Source organism: Bacillota bacterium, from assembly GCA_024653485.1.
Classification (GTDB): Bacteria; Bacillota; SHA-98; order UBA4971; family UBA4971; genus UBA6256.
The window spans coordinates 1-19588 of record JANLFY010000024.1 but is presented as its reverse complement, the minus strand read 5'-3'; the positions used below and the strand labels follow the sequence as shown (position 1 = coordinate 19588).

General features: G+C 63.5%; 14 protein-coding genes. 13 read left to right on the top strand and 1 reads right to left on the bottom strand.

Annotated elements, in window-relative coordinates; all coding sequences use genetic code 11:
* Positions 1-148: 148 nt before the first annotated feature.
* The gene (locus NUW12_12835; GenBank protein MCR4403628.1) at positions 149-406 is read right to left on the bottom strand and encodes a hypothetical protein; all 258 of its coding nucleotides are present in this window, start codon (positions 404-406) and stop codon (positions 149-151) included.
* Between the two features lie 649 nt (positions 407-1055).
* Between NUW12_12835 and NUW12_12830 the strand changes: the two genes are divergently transcribed.
* The 13 genes from NUW12_12830 (at position 1056) to NUW12_12770 (ending at position 19441) form a co-directional block, all read left to right on the top strand.
* Complete coding sequence (locus tag NUW12_12830) at positions 1056-2123, top strand: M42 family metallopeptidase (protein ID MCR4403627.1); 1068 nt, start codon at positions 1056-1058, stop codon at positions 2121-2123.
* Positions 2114-3148, top strand: coding sequence for a M42 family metallopeptidase (locus NUW12_12825; GenBank protein MCR4403626.1), 1035 nt, complete (start codon positions 2114-2116; stop codon positions 3146-3148). The genes NUW12_12830 and NUW12_12825 overlap by 10 nt, the downstream gene beginning before the upstream one ends.
* The gene (locus NUW12_12820) at positions 3145-4152 is read left to right on the top strand and encodes a M42 family metallopeptidase (GenBank protein MCR4403625.1); all 1008 of its coding nucleotides are present in this window, start codon (positions 3145-3147) and stop codon (positions 4150-4152) included. The genes NUW12_12825 and NUW12_12820 overlap by 4 nt, the downstream gene beginning before the upstream one ends.
* Before the next feature lie 392 nt (positions 4153-4544).
* Entirely contained in the window at positions 4545-5903 is a 1359-nt protein-coding gene (locus NUW12_12815; protein ID MCR4403624.1) for a L,D-transpeptidase family protein, read from the top strand.
* 570 nt (positions 5904-6473) lie between these two features.
* Positions 6474-7721, top strand: a complete 1248-nt coding sequence (locus tag NUW12_12810) for an S-layer homology domain-containing protein (GenBank protein ID MCR4403623.1) — start codon at positions 6474-6476, stop codon at positions 7719-7721.
* Between the two features lie 669 nt (positions 7722-8390).
* Positions 8391-11336: a DNA polymerase I gene (gene polA, locus NUW12_12805; GenBank protein MCR4403622.1), complete on the top strand. Its 2946-nt coding sequence runs from the start codon at positions 8391-8393 to the stop codon at positions 11334-11336.
* 377 nt (positions 11337-11713) lie between these two features.
* Positions 11714-13570 carry a hypothetical protein gene (locus NUW12_12800; GenBank protein MCR4403621.1) on the top strand — a complete coding sequence of 619 codons (1857 nt, stop codon included), beginning with the start codon at positions 11714-11716 and terminating at the stop codon, positions 13568-13570.
* A gap of 155 nt (positions 13571-13725) precedes the next feature.
* Positions 13726-14376, top strand: a complete 651-nt coding sequence (ytaF, locus tag NUW12_12795; protein MCR4403620.1) for a sporulation membrane protein YtaF — start codon at positions 13726-13728, stop codon at positions 14374-14376.
* Between the two features lie 132 nt (positions 14377-14508).
* Positions 14509-15120 carry a dephospho-CoA kinase gene (gene coaE, locus NUW12_12790; GenBank protein ID MCR4403619.1) on the top strand — a complete coding sequence of 204 codons (612 nt, stop codon included), beginning with the start codon at positions 14509-14511 and terminating at the stop codon, positions 15118-15120.
* A 101-nt stretch (positions 15121-15221) separates the two neighbouring features.
* The gene (locus NUW12_12785) at positions 15222-15863 is read left to right on the top strand and encodes a lytic transglycosylase domain-containing protein (GenBank protein MCR4403618.1); all 642 of its coding nucleotides are present in this window, start codon (positions 15222-15224) and stop codon (positions 15861-15863) included.
* Positions 15864-16076: 213 nt separating this feature from the next.
* On the top strand, positions 16077-17165 hold the full coding sequence (locus tag NUW12_12780; GenBank protein ID MCR4403617.1) for a nicotinate phosphoribosyltransferase: 1089 nt from the start codon (positions 16077-16079) through the stop codon (positions 17163-17165).
* Positions 17166-17409: 244 nt separating this feature from the next.
* Positions 17410-18393, top strand: a complete 984-nt coding sequence (locus tag NUW12_12775; protein ID MCR4403616.1) for an ABC transporter ATP-binding protein — start codon at positions 17410-17412, stop codon at positions 18391-18393.
* A gap of 46 nt (positions 18394-18439) precedes the next feature.
* A complete protein-coding gene (locus NUW12_12770) occupies positions 18440-19441 on the top strand; it encodes a dipeptide ABC transporter ATP-binding protein (GenBank protein ID MCR4403615.1) in 1002 nt (333 codons plus the stop codon).
* Positions 19442-19588 lie beyond the last annotated feature (147 nt).

Below are 19588 nucleotides of genomic sequence, written 5' to 3'. Positions count from 1 at the left end.
TCTTCATCCCTCCCAGATTCCCCTACTTCGCCTACTCTAACTTTACACTAACCGCAGTCTCTCTTCTTCGTTGACCCCACATACACCTACAAGTACCCTGCGCCACCCGGCTGCAGCTTTCCGATGGTCCGCCCTGCCGCCCGCTCTTTCATCCCACCGGGCTCCTCAGGAACCATGGCTTCCTCGTTTCGTCCGTCGGACTGTCCGATTCCCCTTTGCCCGGCTCTTCTTCAGCTCTCCAGCGCACTACCGACGCGATGATGACTCCGCTCGTGGCGATCCTGACTCGGCTCGTGGCGATCCTGACTCCGCCCCTGACGCTTGTGACCCCGCTTCCGACGCTCATGACTCCGCTCCTGACGTTCATGACCCCGCTTGCGACGATCATGATCCTTTTCGCGGCCATGACCGTCATCGTGGCGCGGGACGCGCCTCGCCTCCGGACGGTGCTTTCGCGCGCGGACGTGGCCCTGTCGTGCGAGCGGAAACGCACTCCCGTTCGCAAAGCCCGCGTGAAGCCCGCATGCCCTCACGAACGCGGACCTACCGAGATCGCGCCACCGGGCCCCTGAGTTAGCCCGATCCGCGTTTCAGCGCAGGCACACAACCGCCCCGTGGGGCAGATGACGCGGAATGCTGCTCACACTCTGGAAGCACACTAATCGTGCGTGCTCGAACGCAGTCCAACCGCTACGAAATTCGTAAACCTCCGGCCGAATTCTGCCGCTCGCGGCAGGAATTGCGCTTTCGCTGGCGAACAAGGAATGGCTGGAAGGGCTAGCCATGGGTGTCTAGCTCGGTATTAGTGCCAATGCCCCGTCGGCGCCACGTGGTGTGAAGCCCCCGTTGGCGATGCGGGATGTGAGTTCCTCGGCGGCATCGGATGTTTGTTCGCCGGAGGCCCGCCGGAGGAGGGAAGGTTCGGGCGCCGGGCGAGACTGGCTCGGCTACCATGACCGGCTGCCATGAGCGGTCTGCGACTCTCCAGCCGAAGAGTTGCTGGAGGGTTGCACCAGGACTGCCGGAGGATCGGCTGCTGGAGGATTGGAGGAGTGATGATGGCGACACGGGATCTGGCTGACTTTCTGGCCGGCCTAATCTCTGAGGCAGGCGTCTCGGGTCACGAGCGAGAGGTTGCAGAGACCGCAAGGGCTCATATGTCCGGGCTCTTCGATGAAGCCCGCCATGACGCCCTCGGGAACCTCATCGTGCTCAAGAGGGGCATGGGGCGCGCTCCGCATCCTCGGGTGATGCTGGCCGCCCACATGGACGAGATCGGCCTGATGGTCACCAAGATCGAAGAAGAAGGATGTCTGCGCGTAACCCAAGTAGGCGGTATCGACAGGCGGATCCTCCCCGGTCTCGAGGTGGTCGTGCACGGAAAGCGCGATCTCCCTGGGGTCGTGGGGGCGAAGCCACCCCACGTGCAGGAGCCTGACGAGCGGAAGAAGTCTGTGAAGTGGGAGGACCTCTTCATCGATGTAGGCCTAACCGCCGAGGATGCGCGCGAGCTCGTAGAGGTGGGCGACACCGCCACATTCGCCACGGTGCCGGCGCGCCTCAAAGGCCAACTGATGGCCGGCAAGGCCATGGACGATAGGGCGGGCGTTGCAGTGATGTTCGAGTGCTTGAAGGTGCTTGAGGACGCTCGCCATCATGCGGACTTGTATTGCGTGGCGACAGTCCAAGAGGAGGTTGGAGTGCGCGGCGCCATTACGAGTACATACGGCATAGTCCCCGATATCGGCATCGCAATAGACGTCGGGCACGGCGACATGCTCGGTGTGCCCGAACACGACACGCTCGCTCTCGGCAAGGGCCCGGCGATAGCTTTCGGGCCGCAGGTACACCCGGCCATCTTCGCCAGGCTCAAAGAGATCGCGGACGATCTCGACATCGACGTGCAGGTGGAGCCCAGCCCGCATCCAGGAGGCACCGACGCTTTCGCGATTCAGGTCACTCGCGGCGGCATTCCGACGGCCCTCATTTCCATTCCCCTTCGCTACATGCACACCGCCGTGGAGACCGTGTCGCTCGCAGACATCAAGAAGGCGGGCAGGCTATTGGCGGAGTTCGTCGTGCGACTCGACAAGAAGTTCGTGGAGGGATTGACATGCTTCTAAAGGCCCTCGCCGAGGCTTTCGGCGTGTCCGGGCAGGAACACGAGGTCCGTGGCGTCCTGCGGGACTATGTTCGCCCGCACTGTGATGAGGTCGAGACTGACTCCATCGGCAACCTCATCGCCATCAAGCGAGGCGCTTCGAAGGACGCTCCCAAGGTCATGCTCGCCGCCCATATGGACGAGATAGGGCTTATGATCACGTACATCGAGAAGTCCGGTGTGCTGCGATTCTACCCTGTGGGCGGCGTCGATCCACGCGTTCTCGTGTCCAAGCAGGTCTTGGTCGGCAAGGACCGCGTTCCGGGGGTCATCGGGGCAAAGCCCATCCATCTCCAGAAGCATGATGAGGCCGAGAAGCCGTTCGAACTGGAGGGCATGTACATAGACATCGGGGCGAAGGACAAGGATGAAGCCGAGAAGCTTGTGAAGCTCGGTGACGGCGTCATCTTCGCGACGCAGTACGCGGAGATCGGGTCCGGACGCGCCAAGGCCAAGGCTTTCGACGACCGGGCGGGGTGCGCCGTCATCGCCGAGCTCCTCGCGAGGGACCGAAGGTGGAACTTCACGCTTCAAGCCGTGTTTACCGTGCAGGAGGAGGTCGGAGCGCGCGGAGCGCAGGTTGCGGCGTATGCGCTCCAGCCCGATCTCGCTGTCGCGCTCGAGGGCACGACCGCGTCGGACGTTCCGGGTTCAAAGAAGCACTTGTATTCCACATCCCTAGGCAAGGGTCCTGCTCTGACGCACACTGACGCGAGTCTCATCGCGGACATGAGGATCGTCCGGCGCTTGATGGAGGTGGCGGGTGCGAGGGGTATCCCATTTCAGATGAGAGAGCTCGCGGTGGGCGGCACCGATGCCGGCAGGATTCATCTCATCCGCGAGGGTATTCCGGCTGCGGTGGTGTCCGTCCCCACGCGCTACATCCACTCGCCGGTCTCGATCATCGACAAGCAGGACTACGAGCACACGCTCGCCCTTGTGGGGGCGTTTCTGGACAGCATCGACGAGAGGGGGCTGCCGTGTTGAAGGAACTTCTGAAAAGGCTGCTCGAAGCGTACGGCCCGGCAGGCAACGAGGGCCCCGTGCGTGAGGTCCTCCGAAGAGAGGTGGAAGGCCTTGCCGACGAGGCAGAGGTGGACGCCCTCGGAAACCTCATTGTGGCGAGGAGGGGCACGGGGCCGCGCGTGTTGCTCGCGGCCCACATGGACGAGATCGGAGTCATCGCGACCCACATCGATGAGAAGGGGTTCGTGAGGTTCTCGAACATCGGGGGGATCTCGCCCTACGTGTTCCTGGGGGAAAGGGTCGTTTTCGAGAACGGCACCGTTGGGACCTTCGGCACCGAGAAGCTGGATGACATCAAGGAGCTGAAGGTCTCCAAGATGTTCATAGACATAGGGGCGACTGACGAGAAGGCCGCTAGAGAGAAAGTGTCCGTGGGCGACATCGCTGCCTTCCAGAGAGACGCGCGCGTAGACGGCTCTGGGCGCATCATCGCGAAGTCCCTCGACGATCGGTCAGGGTGCGCCGTACTCGTGCAGGTATTGAGGGAGCTCAAGGGTCGGGACATCCCCAACCAGGTGTACGTGGTTTTCTCCGTGCAGGAAGAAGTCGGCACACGTGGCGCGAAAGCGGCGGCGTATGGCGTGAACCCGGACGTCGGCATAGCCGTCGACGTAACCGCGACCGGGGACACGCCGGAGGCGCACCCGATGGAGGTCAGCCTCGGCAAGGGTCCGGCGATAAAGGTGAAAGACTCGTCGGTCATAGCCCACCCGCGCGTCCGCCGGTTGATGGTGGAGACGGCTAAGGAGAAGGGTATCCCATACCAGCTCGAGGTGCTCGAGCGAGGCGGCACCGACACAGGGCCAATTCATCTCACGAGGGAGGGCGTTCCATCCGGGGCGATTTCGATTCCTGCGAGGTATCTGCACACGCCTTCCGAAATGGCAGACCTCTCTGACATGGAGAATGCCGTCAAGCTCATCGTCGCGCTGCTCGAGAAGCCGCTGGACGAGAAGGTGCTCTGAAAGCGAGCCAAGGCGTAACGTACGCGGCCGGCTCCGCGAGAGGCTGGAACTGACGAGAGAACGCATGGAGGCCTGGCTTCACCTTCGTGGTGGGGCCAGGCTTTCGCGCCGCGTTGGCCCCGCGTCGCCCCCTCCTCTTGCTCCCTCCCCCGGCCCGCTGGATCTTGCCGCCGGTCCGCCCGCTCGCTGGCCTTCTGACCCCTAGCTCTTGCCCATGCGAGTTTCCGCTCTCATAAGTCTCATCCCCACAAGGCATCGGGCGCTCGCCATCTCGTCTTCGCCCTCGGATCGTTCGCGGTCTACGCATGAGTCCCCGCGAATATACTGTAGCCGATAACGTGGGCGAGGGTTCGCCATGGCGGTGGAACGGGCAAGTAGGAGGGACTTGTCGGGTGCGTCGGAGGACATGTTTGGTGTGGCTATGGGTGGCGCTTGGCTTCGCGCCTTTTCTGTTCTCTGTTGGAGCAGGGTTTCCCGGGCTTGACGCCTCGGCATCAGCCTCGGCCCCTACCCAGGCTTCGGCCCAGGTGGCCGCCGACTGCGGAACCGGAGCGGACTACTCGGGTCAAGTCGCGGACGGGGGAGGCGCGGAGGCCACTCGCTCGTCGCCCAATGAGGCGCAAGGTCCTGCGGACGCGGAGGCACGCGTGCCGACCGGACCGCAGGGGCCGGGTGCACTGGACCGCGGATCGACTCCGGGACGATACAGGATAGTGATCAATATCCCGGCGTACCGACTTGCCTTGCTCCGCGGCGACCATCTCGTGAAGGAATATCCCATAGCTGTGGGGAAGGCGGTGTCGCCCAGCCGCACCGGAGTCTGCACAATCGTTCAGAAGGCCAAGAATCCAACGTGGTTCCCCCCTGATGGACGCCCTCCAGTGCCCCCGGGACCCAAGAACCCAATCGGGTCGCGGTGGATGGGACTGAGCTGGCCCGGATACGGGATCCATGGGACGAACAACCCGGCCTCCATCGGCAAGGCGGTTAGCCTGGGGTGCATCCGGATGCGTGATGAAGATGCGAGGGAGCTCTACGACATCGTCCCCCTGGGGACGCAGGTGGAATTCGTGTACCGGACCATCGAGATCCGCCCGGGTGCCGTGTGGCCGGGGTCCGCGGGGGCGGTCATCACGGTCCACAAGGACATCTACGGGCGCGGCGCCAACACTCTCGAGCGCGCTCTCGCCGAGCTCGCGGCGGCGCTCCCTCAGGCCGCGCCCTATGTGGACGAAAGCGCCCTGAAGGCGATATTGGCGGAAGCCAGCGGCAGGCCACAGCCGGTACCCTGGAAGCCAACGATCGAGATAGACGGCCGCCGGCTTCCCGCGGATGCCGCGCGATTGGACGCCTCGGGGAACCTTCTCGTGGCTGTGCGCCCGATGGCCGACGCGCTGAAATGCTACGTTCACTGGGACCAGGCGAGCCGCGTCGCCGCGGTCGGCGGGCTTCCCGTGTCCTGTGTGGTAGTGTCTGGAAGAGCATACGTGTCCGTTGTTGAGCTGCGACGGGTGTTCGTCACGCTTGACGTGGACTGGGACCCGGACGCTCTCTCGCTCGTGATCTCGACGCGCCCGCCTTCCGTCAAATCGGATACGGAAGCGGCGTCGCCACCCTCTGAACCCCCGCCGGAATCGACGCCGAAGCCCGCGCCCGAACCAGCGGAACCAGCGGAGCCTCCGTGGCCTTCCGAATCCGCAACCCAGGTCCAGTGGATTCGCAACCCCTACTCGCGCCTGCTCCTTGAGTAGCGGCTGCGTCGGCCGTCCTGATGAGTCCGGATGGGCTTGGACGAGCCCAGACGAGCCCATACGAGCCCAAAAGAGCCCAGGCGAGCTCAGACGAGCCCAGAGGGGCTCGAATGAGCCCAGACAAGCCTAGACAAGCCCAGACAAGACCGCATGAGTCCGGATGAGTCCGGATGAGCCTCCCGAGCGAACCTGGTCGAGCGCTGAGGACTACTCGAGCGAGGGGGCGCGGCGGACGCAGCTGGGGTGTGACAAAGTCAGCCGGAAGCGGCGCAGACTCCCGTAAGCTCCAGCAATTACATAGAGGTATGGCGCACGTAGCGTTGAATCTGCACGATAGCAGGTCAATGGGATGGACGCCCATCCGCCAGCTCCCCACCGTCTCGGGTCCGCAGGCACCGGTCCGCAAGCGCCGGCCTCGGCGACCACGAGCAGGTTTCGCAGGCAGCTTCCGGGCGATTCACGGATGGCTCGAGGGCGACGAGAGGGTGGCGTTGGGTCCGGTTGGGTGGTTGGGTCCGCTTGTCCCACGTATTCGTCGTAGGACCGCTCATGTGAGGAGGGGATTCATCCTTGAGGCACGAACGGGATGGATTCGTCGCGATTACGAGGTGCGTTGCGATCACCGCAGCGGTGCTTGGGGCAATCCTGGCATCCTCGGTGCTTGCCGCGGCCGCGGCACCCACGCTCGCGTCAGTGGGAAACGCGGCTTCGCGCCTGAAGGACGTCGAGCTTTCGTGGGCGCACGACGCCATAGTGTCCCTGGTGGATGAGGGGATCATCTCGGGATACCCCGACGGCACGTTCAAACCCGAGAATCCGGTGACGCGCGCGGAGTTCTCCAAGATGGTGGCGAGGGCTTTCGCCATCCGTCCGACGGGCGAGCCCAGGTTCGATGACATCAAAGACAGCTGGGCCAAGGCTTACGTGACAGCCCTCGCCGAAGCCGGCATCGTCTCTGGCTACCCGGACGGCACGTTCAAGCCGGAGAGGCACATCACCCGTGCCGAAATGGTGGCTATGCTGGTGAGGGTCGCGAAGCTCGCTGAGAAGATGGACTCCCTGGAAGAGCCCGAGCCCAGCTTCACGGATGTCACGCCCGACCACTGGGCCTTCAGGGCCGTTGAGACAGCGCACGCGCTCGGCATCCTCCCGATTCACTTCGGAGTGGTGTTTGAGCCCGACGCGGCCACGACGAGGGCAGAGACGGCGTGGATGGTGAAGTCCCTCGTCGACCTCAAGATAACCGAGGGCAAGCTGGCGAGCGTGGACACGCGCGAGGGCACGATCAAGGTGACCACGCCAGGGAATACGGAGCAGGTCATCACGTGCGGGCTGGACACGAGGATATACAGGAACACCGTTGCCACCAGCCTGGACAAGCTCTTGCGCGGAGATGACGTGTACGTGGTCGCCGATGCGGCGGGCGAGCCGAAGTTCATCAAGGCACGCGGCCTGGTCACGAAGGACGATTTGACCGCCAAAGTGAGCATCCTCTCGAAGGGCACGCTCACCGCACCGGACGTGGAGGCCCTGGCGCGCGGCGACTGGAACTCGGTCAAGGAAGGTTTGCAGCCCAGACTGATTCAGAGGCTGGTCGAGCGAGGTCTCACCGAAGAAGAGGCTACCAGCCTGGTCAACCAAGACTGGGCCGGCCTGGGCGATCTCGCGAAGAAGAGGCTCGCGGAGGCGCTATCGGCGGAGCTCGGTATCTCGCCCGACCTCGTCACGGCCGTGCTCAGCCAGGACTGGAAACTCGCGAAGACGTATGGCGAGATAGAGGTCGCCCAATACCTGCTCGGCCGCATACTCGACCTCTAGCCTGCAAGGCCGGTCGCATGAACGTCGCTTTGAGCCTCTCGCCCGGGATCTCGGCATGACGCTGCCTTCATGCGTCATGGCCGCGCTTGACGGGCACTGCCGACGATAGACTCCGTGGTTCGGCGGGCGGGCGTCCTGCTCGAGGGCGACCGCCCGCTGCCGGCCGCTGCCGGGGATGCTGGCTGTGCCCCGCCCTCATCCGTAGTCCCTAGTCCCTAATCCCTAATCCCTCATCCCGGTGTCCCGTGGCGGCTCCATCCGCTCCAGCTCCCTCCGCTCCATTCACTCTCCGCCCTCTGTGGATGTGGACGGCCGCTCCCATTGACCCTTCACTTCTCAGAGCGCGTGCACTTACGCCGCGTCAAATCACCGCCAACCGTTCCGCCTCGGATGAGCCCTCTCGCGAGCCTCTCGAGCGCCGCTAGCGTCTGATGGCCGCTGGTGCAGGATCACGCCGTTCGCTTCTCCCGGAGAGCCTCCGCTTTTCCCGGGGGGCCTTCGCCTCTCCGAGGGGCAGAGCCCCCGCCTTACCCTCGGGGTCCACGCCCTTTTCTCGTCCTTCTTGCAGGAATCCCACGGAATATGAGGAAGAAACTGATGACGCCCGCTCCGGGGGCGCATACTAATCCGGGCCGGCACGGGCCGTCAAGAGGCGCGGAGGCATTGAGCATGGCACGCAAGAAGCTGGTCATCATCGACGGCAACAGCCTCGCGAACAGGGCGTTCTACGCGATCCAGGCCGACCTCAGCACGAAAGCGGGCGAGCGGACGAACGCCGTGTACGGCTTCGCCAACATGCTCCTGCGTCTTGTCGAAGAGGAGAGGCCGGACTTCCTCGCAGTGGCTTTCGACAAGGCAGCGCCAACGTTTCGCCACCTGGAGTTCGAAGGGTACAAAGCCACGCGCAAGGGCATGCCCGACGAGCTCGCGTCCCAGATGCCCCTCGTCAAGGAGCTCGTGGAGGCGTTCCGCGTCCCGGTCCTCGAGATCGACGGCTACGAGGCCGACGACATCATCGGGACGGTAACGAGGATGGCCGAGGAGGCGGGATGCGAATCGCTCATCGTCACCGGGGACAGGGACACGCTCCAGCTCGTCTCGCCGCTCACTCGGGCTCTCATCACGAAGAGGGGCATAAGCGAGATGGAGGTGTTCGACGAGGCCGCGGTGAGAGAGCGCTTCGGCGTCCATCCCTCGCAGGTGCCGGACCTCAAAGGCCTAGCCGGGGATGCCTCCGACAACATTCCGGGAGTGCCGGGCATCGGCGAGAAGACTGCCGTCAAGCTCATCCAGGGGATGGGCGGCGTCGAGGAGATTCTTCGGAACATAGACGCAATCGAGCCCGCCCGGGCCCGCGACCTCATTCGCGAACACGCGGAGCAGGCTCGGCTTTCGAGGAAGCTCTCGGTGATCGATCGAAACGTGCCCATCCGCTTCGAGCTGGAGATGTGCCGACTGGAAGGGCCCGACTATGAGAAGCTTGCGGAGCTATTTGAGCGCCTCGAGTTTCGTAGCCTCCTCCGAAGGCTCGAGTCCAAGATGCCCGCGGAGGCCAGGGCAAGTTCGGCGGCGGCAAGGGGGCGCGCCGGATCGCCTGGGAAGACCGGAGCGGTGGCGCGGACAGGCTCGCCCGGCGCGCAGAGCCTCTTCCGTGAGGAGGAGCTGGGAGCGGGAAGGCTCGGCGAGGCCGCCGGACACTTGGCTTGCGAAGAGGACGCTGAGGCGGCGGACGATGAGGCGCGGCGGTCGAGTGCCGGCGGAGGCGTCGGAGCGAGCGCGTCCGACAGGGGCGGCCCGGTGACAGTGGCGGACCTTGACGGTGTCAGATCGCTCGCGCGCGATCTTGCGGATGCGAAGGACTTCGTTTTCGACCTGGTCGCGGCGGACCCGGATCCGATGCGCTCGGGCATCGTGGGCATGGCGTTCGCCATCCCCGATGGGAGGGCTTTCTACGTGCCTTGTGGCCACTCGTGCCTGGGAGCGCCGGCCTTCGATGAGAGGGCGGTCCTCGATATCCTCAGGCCCGTCTTCGAGGACGACCGGATCTCCAAGGTTTGTCATGACGCGAAGCCCAAGACGATCCACCTCTTCAGGAGGGGGGTTCGGCTCGAGGGCCTGTATTTCGACACCATGATAGGGGCCTACCTCGTCAGCCCGGAGCGCAAGAGCGACCTTACGCACGTTATCCGCGAAGAACTCGGGGAGGACGTTTGGCCAGTCGAGGCGCTCTTTTCGCGCACGGGGCGCGGGGGGCTGCCGAGGACGGTCGCCGAGGCCGAGCCCGACGCAGTGAGGGACGCGGTGTGCGCAGGCCTCGTCCGGCTGCCGCGCCTCCGTGAGGGCCTCACGAAGAAGCTCATGGACTTCGGAATGCAAAAGCTGTTCTGTTCCGTGGAGATGCCGCTCGTGACGGTGCTGGCGGAGATGGAGATGGCCGGCGTAGCCGTGGACCCGGAGGGTCTACGACGCCTGTCTCGAGACATGGCCTTTCGCATGGCCGAGCTGGAGCGGGAGATATACGAGCTAGCCGGGGAGGAGTTCAACATCAACTCCCCAAGGCAGCTCGGACACATTCTCTTCGAGAAACTGGGCTTGCCCGCGGTGAAGAAGACCAAGACCGGATACTCCACAGACGCAGAGGTGCTGGAGGAGCTCTCATCGCGCCACCGCATAGCCGCGAAGCTGGTGGAGTACAGGGAGATCGCAAAGCTGAAAGGGACGTACGCCGACGCCCTGGCGTCCCTTATCAACCCTACCACGGGACGCATACACACGACCTTCAACCAGACGGTGACGGCGACGGGCAGGCTTTCGAGCAGCGATCCCAATCTTCAGAACATCCCCGTTCGAAAGGAGGAGGGACGGCGCATCAGGGCGGTCTTCGTTCCCGGCGGGGCGAATAGGCTGATGCTGAGCGCGGACTACTCACAGATCGAGCTGAGAGTGCTCGCGCACTTCTCGCGGGACGAGGAGCTCGTCGCGTCGTTCAGGCGGGACGAAGACATTCACGCGCGCACTGCGGCTTCGGTCTTCGGGGTGGACATCCGCGACGTCACCCCTGAGATGCGCAGCAGGGCCAAGGCCGTGAACTTCGGCATAGTGTATGGTATCAGCGATTTCGGCCTGGCCAAGGGGCTGGGGATCTCCAGGAAGGAAGCCGCGCTCTTCATAACGACGTATTTCCGCCACTACCGTGGTGTGAAGAGGTACATGGACGATGTGGTGGAGGCGGCGCGGCGGGTGGGCTACGTCACGACCCTCTTGAACAGGCGCCGCTACCTGCCGGACCTCAACAGCAGGAACGTGCCGGCGAGGAAGTTCGCGGAGAGAACCGCGATGAACACGCCTATCCAGGGCACTGCGGCTGACATCATCAAGCTGGCCATGGTCACCGTCCACCGGGAGCTTCGGAAGCGCGGCCTCGCAAGCAAGATGGTCCTCCAGGTCCATGACGAGCTCGTCTTCGAGGTGCCCGAGGCCGAACTCGGCGAGGTATCGGCGCTGGCGAGGGAGGCGATGGAGAGTGCGGTGGCACTCGACGTACCGCTCAAGGTGGACCTCAAAGCCGGGCCCAACTGGCTCGATCTCCGCGAAGTCGGGGCAACAAATGTTTGAATACACCCCGAAGTGCAGAAGGAGAATTTGCCATCGCGTAGAATAATAGGGGCGTGATGGGGCCTTAAGAAATCATTGACATATCCGCAGGTCCCGTATAGTATGGAAAAGAAATCATGTTTCTGGACTACGCGCAAGTAACCAAGTTTAGCCACGTAGACGGAAAGGAGGTGAAACCCCGAAGGTTAGCTACGCGGCTAAGTGAATGAATACGCATGCACACGACGCAGCTTCGTCGCAGCACAAGCCGAAGCAGATGACGCAGCAGAGATCCTCGGGGAACGCACGAGGTCGTGAGGAAACAAGGTGACTCATGACACAAGGCTTCCCCCGGGTCTCAACAAGAGACATAGAGTAACCGATAAGGGGGAAAGAAAATGAGGAAAAGCCTAGGAATAGTCCTCGCTGTTCTCCTAGTGGCTGCCCTGTCCGCTCCCGCCATGGGCGCGACCATCAGCGTGGGCGGCCAGTACGTGGGCAAGGTCGTATATGATGGCGGGGTCATCTACTCGGACGGTCCGGACAATGATCCTCTAGGGGTTGACCTCTTGGAGATGTCCACGCTCTACCTCAACATCGACTTCGCCGAGGGCGAGACGATGTCGGCTCACATCCCGCTCCGGCTGTACAAGGCGATCGAGCTTGAGGTGGACCAGAACCCTGATGACAATTACCTGTTCGTCTTCAAGGGCACGCCCTTCACGCTCAGCCTGACGGACGCCACTGAGGGCGACTACGCCTTCGCAGGCTTCGGCGACCCGCTTGGCTTGGTTGCTACGATCGGCGACGGCGACCGTGCGACTCTCAAGGTCGCTGGCCAGCCGTTCGGAATCAACTTCACGGGATACGCCATCTCGATGGAAGATGAAGATGGGCCCGGGAATCCGAGGTACGCGTTCGGCCGGGCGACCTATGGCCTCCCCGGTGGGTACACCATCGGCGCGGTAGTGGCCGCGAAGGGCGCGGACGCTGAGGCTGCAGTGGTGAACGTCGCGGGCGACATCACCGGGCCTCTCCAGATCTCCGAAGGCGCGACCTTCACGGCGGCGTTCGCTGCCGACCTGGAGAAGGAGTACGGAGCGGACACATGGGACAAGCGCGTCTACGCGTTCGAGCTGAACCTCGCGGGCATCGCGCTGGGCAATGTCACGCTGAGCGGCAACGTGCGCGCCGTGGATCCCACGTTCCAGGCGGTCGCGGTGGACTATGACGCGGACGAGAGTGACGTCGATCTGTTCAAGGGCCGCCGTCAGATCCAGGGCCAGGCCGTCACCAACGTGAACATCGCCGGCCAGGCTGTCAAGCTGACGCTCGGCAACGACTATCGCGTCAACTACGACGGCACCGTGGACAACAATGATTACAACAAGCTGTCCGGAAGCGCCGAGTTCAGCCCGGCCCAGCCGGTTAAGGTGACGGTGGGCGGCTCCTATCAGGCGTTCCTGGTGGATAGCGGTGCCTACGCGGATGACTACAGGAAGAATGTCTACGGCAAGGTCGAGTACAAGCCGGTCGAGATCGTGACCGTGAACGGCGGCGCGCAGTGGATGGGCGCGAACCTCGGGTCCCTTGAGGGCTCCGGCTTCAAGCTCGACGGATCAGTCGAGGCCAAGCCCATCGAGGGAGTGCTCGTAAAGGGCAGCGCGGCGTACGAGTCTGGCGAGTACGACTTCATCGACGATGACACGGTTGTGGGCAGCCATACCCGCTTCGACGGCGAGGTGTACGCCGAGGCGAAGCAGAGCCTGGTGACCGCGGGCGTGAAGCAGGTCGACGCGACGGTCGCGGGGCTCGCGAGGGGCGTGTGGCTCAACTCGCCTGACGCTGAGACGACCTATGTTGGGTACGCTGACGCGAACATCGTCGTGAACGATGTCCTCTCGGACAAGATCGCTGTTCTCGTAGGCAAGAGCAATGAGACCAGCGTTTCGCACTGCGACTACGCCACAACGCTCTACAACAAGCTCACGTACGCTGTGTCTGCGAACAGCACCTTCGAGGTCGGCTATGCATATAAGTCGCAGGGTGGCGAGTTCAAGGGCGCTCTGGACGCGGCCTACACCGTGAAGCTGGGCGACAGCACCATCAAGCTGAGCTACGGCGCGAGCGGCCTGAACGACGAGTGCGACGACGACCTCGACGATGGCCGTCCGTGGGAGTGGATCTCCACGGCTGATCCGGCTGGGAACGCCGACCACGACCTCTACAAGCTGACCATCACAATCCCGTTCTAAGATCGGGTGACGGTCTAGACGTGACGAAGAGGCCCCGGGCGCTGGTCCCGGGGCCTTTCTCCGTGTACCTGCACCTACGCTCCCCGCACGCCGTATCGTGTCAATCAGGACCGCGACGATGCGGTCCGAGGATGCGGCGGGGGAGAGATGGGCAAGTGCTGGCGGTTCTGCTGTTCGCGGTTGCGGTGAGCATTGACGGGTTCGCTGCGGGGGTGGCCGAAGGTCTGCGCGGCATAAGAGTGCCGTTTGGGTCGCTCGTCGCGATGAACGTCGTGTCCGCGGCGGTGGTGTTCGTATCGGTAGGGTGTGGGCGCGCGATATCGGGATTCCTCACTCCGGTCGCGGGCAGACTGATAGGCGGGGTCACCCTGATGGCGCTGGGCGCCTGGACCCTCTTTCGGAGGCGCGCGCCCGGGAGCGCGCCCGCCGCGCTCGACGCCCGCCGCGCGAGGACGCGCACGCCGTCCGGGTGGCGCGGCCGAGTCGCCGAGCCGCTCGTCTTCGTGACCGCCGTCCTTGAGGAGCCCGCGCGCGCGGATCTCGACTCCTCCGGCACAATCACGTCGTTGGAAGCGCTTCTCCTTGGTCTCGCTTTAGCGCTGGACGCCCTAACAGTGGGGTTTGGGGCCGGGATGGCTGGGCTGCCGACCGCCCTGACGCCTCTCGTCGCCTGCGTCACCCAGACCGTCTTCGTGAGCGCGGGCATCTCGCTCGGACGAAGGGTCAAGACAAGCGCCGTTGCGCCGGGGCTCGAGAAGGTGCCGGGTGGTCTCCTCATCCTGCTGGGCCTCATGAGGCTCATGTGATCTCAAACTGCCCCAGGCAGGAATTCGGGAATCCTCCTCGAATCTCTCCTCATCGTGCGGCGTTGCTCTGGGTCGGGAGAGCCTGCCCCGGGGCGTAATCGCACGCAGGTGACATGCGTGGGGGCTGTGGCGGTGATCATCGGGCTGACAGGGGGCATTGGGAGCGGTAAGAGCCTCGTCGCGTCGGAGCTTGCGCGGCGGGGGGCGTTCGTTGTCGATGTGGATCGCGTAGCCCGCGCCCTCGTTGAGCCTGGCGAGCCCGCGCTCGAGGCGATCATCCGGGAGTTTGGACCAAAGTTCCGCCGTGATGACGGCACTCTCGACCGCCGCGCCTTGGGCTGGCTCGTCTTCAGCGACCCTGAAGCCCTTGCCCGCTTGAATGGGATCATGTTTCCCCGGCTCCGCGAAGCCACCGAGACAGAGGTCCGGGAGGCGGCCGCCCGCGGCCACTCATTCGTCGTGGTGGACGCCGCTGTGCTGTACGAAGCGGGCCTCGACGCCCTGGTCGACCGGGTCATCTTCGTGACCGCCCCAGAGGCTGTGCGTGTGGAGAGGATCGTGGCACGGGACGGGCTTTCGCGCCGGGAAGCCCTCGATCGTGTGAAGGCGCAAGCGCGCCTCGAAGACGGACTGCGAAGGGCTGACTTCGTGGTCGACAACTCACGCGGGACCGAAGACGTCGCTCGGCAAGTGGAGGACATCCTTTGCCGGCTCGCCGCGGACACGCGCGGGCTTGCTCCCTGACGAGAGGATCGTTCGGTTCCGGGCCCGAAGCCGCGCGAATAGAACGCCACCGCGATGTATATCGAATAGTAACGGACCGCAACCCCGGGGATGGTGAGGCCGTGGTCGTATTGAGTGTGCGCCGAGCGGCGCGATGGACGCTCGCCTTGTCCTGTGCGCTCCTTGGCGTGTATCTCTTCTTGCATTCAAGGTGGTACTTGGAGAGGGCCTATCCGACTCCCTACAAAGACATAGTGACGCAGTACTGCGCCGAACACAACGTGGATCCGTTCCTCGTGACGGCGCTCATGAGAGTGGAGAGCAGGTTCAGGCCGAGCGTCGTGTCTGAGAAGGGCGCGCGTGGCCTCATGCAGGTGATGCCTGATACAGGCAGGTGGGTGGCAGGCGAGCTCGGTCTGAGCCAGTTTCACCCTGAGATGTTGGACGACCCAAAGGTGAACGTCCGCATCGGGACTTGGTACCTCGCGTCGCTAGAGCGCGAGTTTGGAGGGGACAGAGTGCTCGTGCTCGCCGCGTACAACGCAGGGCGGGGAAACGTCCGCAAGTGGCTGGATACGGCGCGCTGGACGGGGCGAATCGACGAGATAGACGATATCCCGTTTCCTGAGACTCGGGAGTACGTGAAGAAGGTCCTCGGACTTTACGAGAGGTACGTCCAGGTGTACCACGGGTGCTGGTCGGCGCTGGGGGGCACAGCTGAGAGAGCGAGGGACAGAGACCGTGTGCCTACGCGCCGCAGCTAGCCCGTTCCATTTGGAGGGTATGCGTGGTATAATCTTGCTTGAGTTGGGGCCGCTTGCATGTGGTCGCGTGCCGGCCCTGGCCTCTTGCGGCCGGGGCGACGACGGCTCATAGGAATCGAGCCCGAGTATCTTGGGGCGAAAGCTCGGGTAGGGCGTGTGGCGGCAACTCGCCCATTCGACGACGTGGAGATGACGAAAGGAGAAGACCCTGCAATGCCCGAGAACGCGATTGGCCGTGCGCCTGTCTCGAACACTCGAGCGGAGACCGGCGAGATCCGCACCCTGGGCGACGTCCGAGCCGTACGAGTGGATCCCAAGGCGCGGTTCCATTCAGCGCAGCACGACGAGATCCGCCGGGGCCTCACTACAGACATCTACTTTGTGAAGACGCGCGAGATCCTGGACAAGCTGAACCTCGGGCGGGTGCCGGTGGTCGGCGAGATCTTCCCCCGCAAGTCCGGCATATTCGCAGGCGTCGGCGAGGTGCTTCACCTCCTTGAAGGCAAGCAGGTGAAGGTGTGGTCGGTCCCGGAGGGAGAGGAATTCTCCCCCAAAGACGTCGTGATGCGAATAGAGGGTCCGTATGAGGAGTTCGGCATGTTCGAGACCCCCATCCTGGGGTTTCTTGCGAGCTCCAGCGGGTGGGCCACCGCCGCCCGCCAGGTGAAAGAGGCGGCTGGCGGAAGGCAGGTCATATGTTTCGGCGCGAGGCACGTCCACCCGGCGGTCGCGCCCGTCATGGAGCGGGCGGCCGTGATCGGGGGCGTCGATGGAGCGAGCTGCATCCTTGCGGCCAAACTCCTGGGAAGGGAGCCGTCGGGGACGGTGCCGCACGCTGTCTTTCTCATCGTGGGGGACACGGTCGAGGTGGCAAAGGCATACGACGAGCTGATGCCGCCTGACGCTGCGAGGATCATCCTCGTGGACACCTTCAAAGACGAGGCCGAGGAGGCTCTTCGGGTCGCGGAGGCGCTGGGGAAACACCTCGCCGGAGTCCGCCTGGATACCCCGGGTGAGCGCGGCGGGGTGACGCCGGATCTGGTGGCTGAGGTCCGAGCCCGCCTTGACCAGGCAGGGTACGGACACGTGAGGATCCTCGTGTCAGGAGGCTTGTATCCCGACAAGATACGCGAGCTTGCCGCGGCCGGGGCACACGCTTTCGGCGTAGGGAGCTTCATCTCACAGGCGCCGCCCATCGACATGACCCTCGACCTCAAGGAGGTCGCCGGGAGGCCCATAGCCAAGAGAGGCAGGATACCCGGAAGGATTCCCAACGATAAGCTGGAACTGGTCATGGGCTGAGCGCGCTAGATGCTGTATCCTGGCGGCTGCCGGTCCTTGCCGCTTGATGCCTCGTGGCGCCGCGTGGTCTCCGGCGAGGCCGGGCTGCGCGGCGACGGGCGGCGTGGCCTGCAACACAACGAATCGCAATGAAGCGCAATGCGCTGGGGTGCAAAAGCAGGAAACGGGAGTCCTGAGTAGAAAACTCATCACGAAAGCGATGGAAGTTTCAGAACCGCAGGGTGTAGGGAGGAGTTGCTTGACCATGGGCGAGACGCTTCTGGAGGTAAGAGATCTCAAGACGTATTTCTACACGGAAGACGGGGTCGTTCCGGCTGTGGACGGCGTATCGTTCTCGGTCGAGAAAGGCGAGACCATCGGCATCGTGGGGGAGAGCGGGTGTGGCAAGAGCGTGACGTCTCTCTCGGTGATGCGGCTCATCCCGAATCCGCCCGGGAAGATAATCGACGGCGAGATCATCTTCGAGGGAGAGAACATACTTGAGAAGACAGAGGCTGAGATGAGGCACATCCGAGGGAATGAGATCTCGATGATATTCCAGGAGCCCATGACCAGCCTCAACCCTGTGTTTACCATAGGCGACCAGATCATGGAGGCGATCATGCTCCACCAGAAGGTAGGAAAGAGAGAGGCCCGCGCGAAGACAATAGAAATGCTGAAACTGGTGGGCATTCCGTCAGCGGAGAAGCGAGTGGACGAGTATCCGCACCAGATGAGCGGTGGGATGCGTCAGAGGGTCATGATAGCCATGGCGCTGTCATGCAACCCGAGGCTCCTCATAGCTGATGAGCCCACGACGGCGCTCGACGTGACCATCCAGGCGCAGATCCTCGACCTCATGCTCAAACTCAAGCAGGATCTAGGCACGGCCATCATGCTCATCACCCACGACCTCGGGGTCATAGCCGAGACAGTGAACAAGGTCGTAGTGATGTATGCCGGCAAGATAGTCGAGAGCGCGGACGTGGTGAGGATCTTCAAGGAACCCGAGCACCCGTACACGCTGGGCCTTCTGGGGTCCATTCCAAAGGTGAACGAGGATCGCGAGAGGCTGCAGGTCATCGAGGGAGTAGTACCCAATCCGTTCAGCATGCCGCCGGGATGCAGGTTCCATCCGAGGTGCAGCTTCGCTCGGGACATCTGCAAGGAGGAAGAGCCTGAGCTAGTTGACGTCGAGGACGGGCACCAGGTCAGATGCTGGAAGTTCCTCGGCTACCATAAGAACTAGAGGAACCCGCCTACAATGTGAGAACTCGAGGAGGAAGTGGGGCGTCATGGGAGAGGTGCTTCTTGAGGTAAAGGACCTGGTGAAACACTTTCCGATAACGAAAGGGATCGTCGTCTCCAAGAAAGTCGGCTCCGTGAAAGCAGTTGACGGGGTGAGCTTCCACATAAACCGCGGCGAGACCCTGGGGCTGGTCGGCGAAAGCGGGTGCGGCAAGTCGACGACGGGAAGACTCATCCTGAGGCTGATAGAAGCGACGTCGGGGGAGATAGTCTTTGAGGGCAAGAACGTCCTCAAACTGGGGCGCGAAGAAATGCGCGAGCTGCGCAAGGACATGCAGATAATCTTCCAGGACCCGTACGCGTCGCTCAACCCCAGGATGACCGTGGGAGACATCATCGGGGAGCCCATGGAGATCCATAGGATAGCCCGGGGAAAGGAGAGGGAGAAGAGGGTGCGCGAGCTGCTCGAGGTCGTCGGCCTCTCGCAGCTTCACGCGAAGAGATATCCTCACGAGTTCTCGGGCGGGCAGCGACAGAGGATAGGCGTGGCGCGGGCGCTCGCCGTCAACCCGAAGCTGATCATATGTGACGAGCCCGTGTCCGCCCTGGACGTGTCCATCCAGGCGCAGGTCATCAACCTCTTGCAGGACCTCCAGCGTGAGTTCGGGCTCACGTACCTCTTCATAGCGCACGACCTGAGCGTGGTGAAGCACATATCCGATAGAGTCGCCGTGATGTACCTCGGGAAGATAGTGGAGCTCGCGGCGAAGCACGAGCTGTACAACAACCCGCAACACCCGTACACGGAGGCGCTGCTATCGGCGGTGCCGATACCTGACCCAACCAAGAAGAAGCAGCGCATAATCCTCGAGGGCGACGTGCCGAGCCCCATCAACCCGCCGAGCGGGTGCAGGTTCCACACGAGGTGCAGGTACGCACAGGACATCTGTGCCGCCGAAGACCCCGCGTTCGTCGACGTCGGGGACAGCCACTTCGTGGCGTGCCATTTCAGGAAGTCGCTGGGGAACAGGAACGCCATGGTGCACTGAGCATGAGCGGCGGGGACGGCGAGGTGAGGACAATGGGGGCCGGCAGGTCAGCTTGGCTGGGCGGCCCTGACGGCTGAGACGGCTGAACGTGTGTGTCAACGGACTGTGATTTTGTCACCCCAAAACACATTCATCTGGACTGAGAAA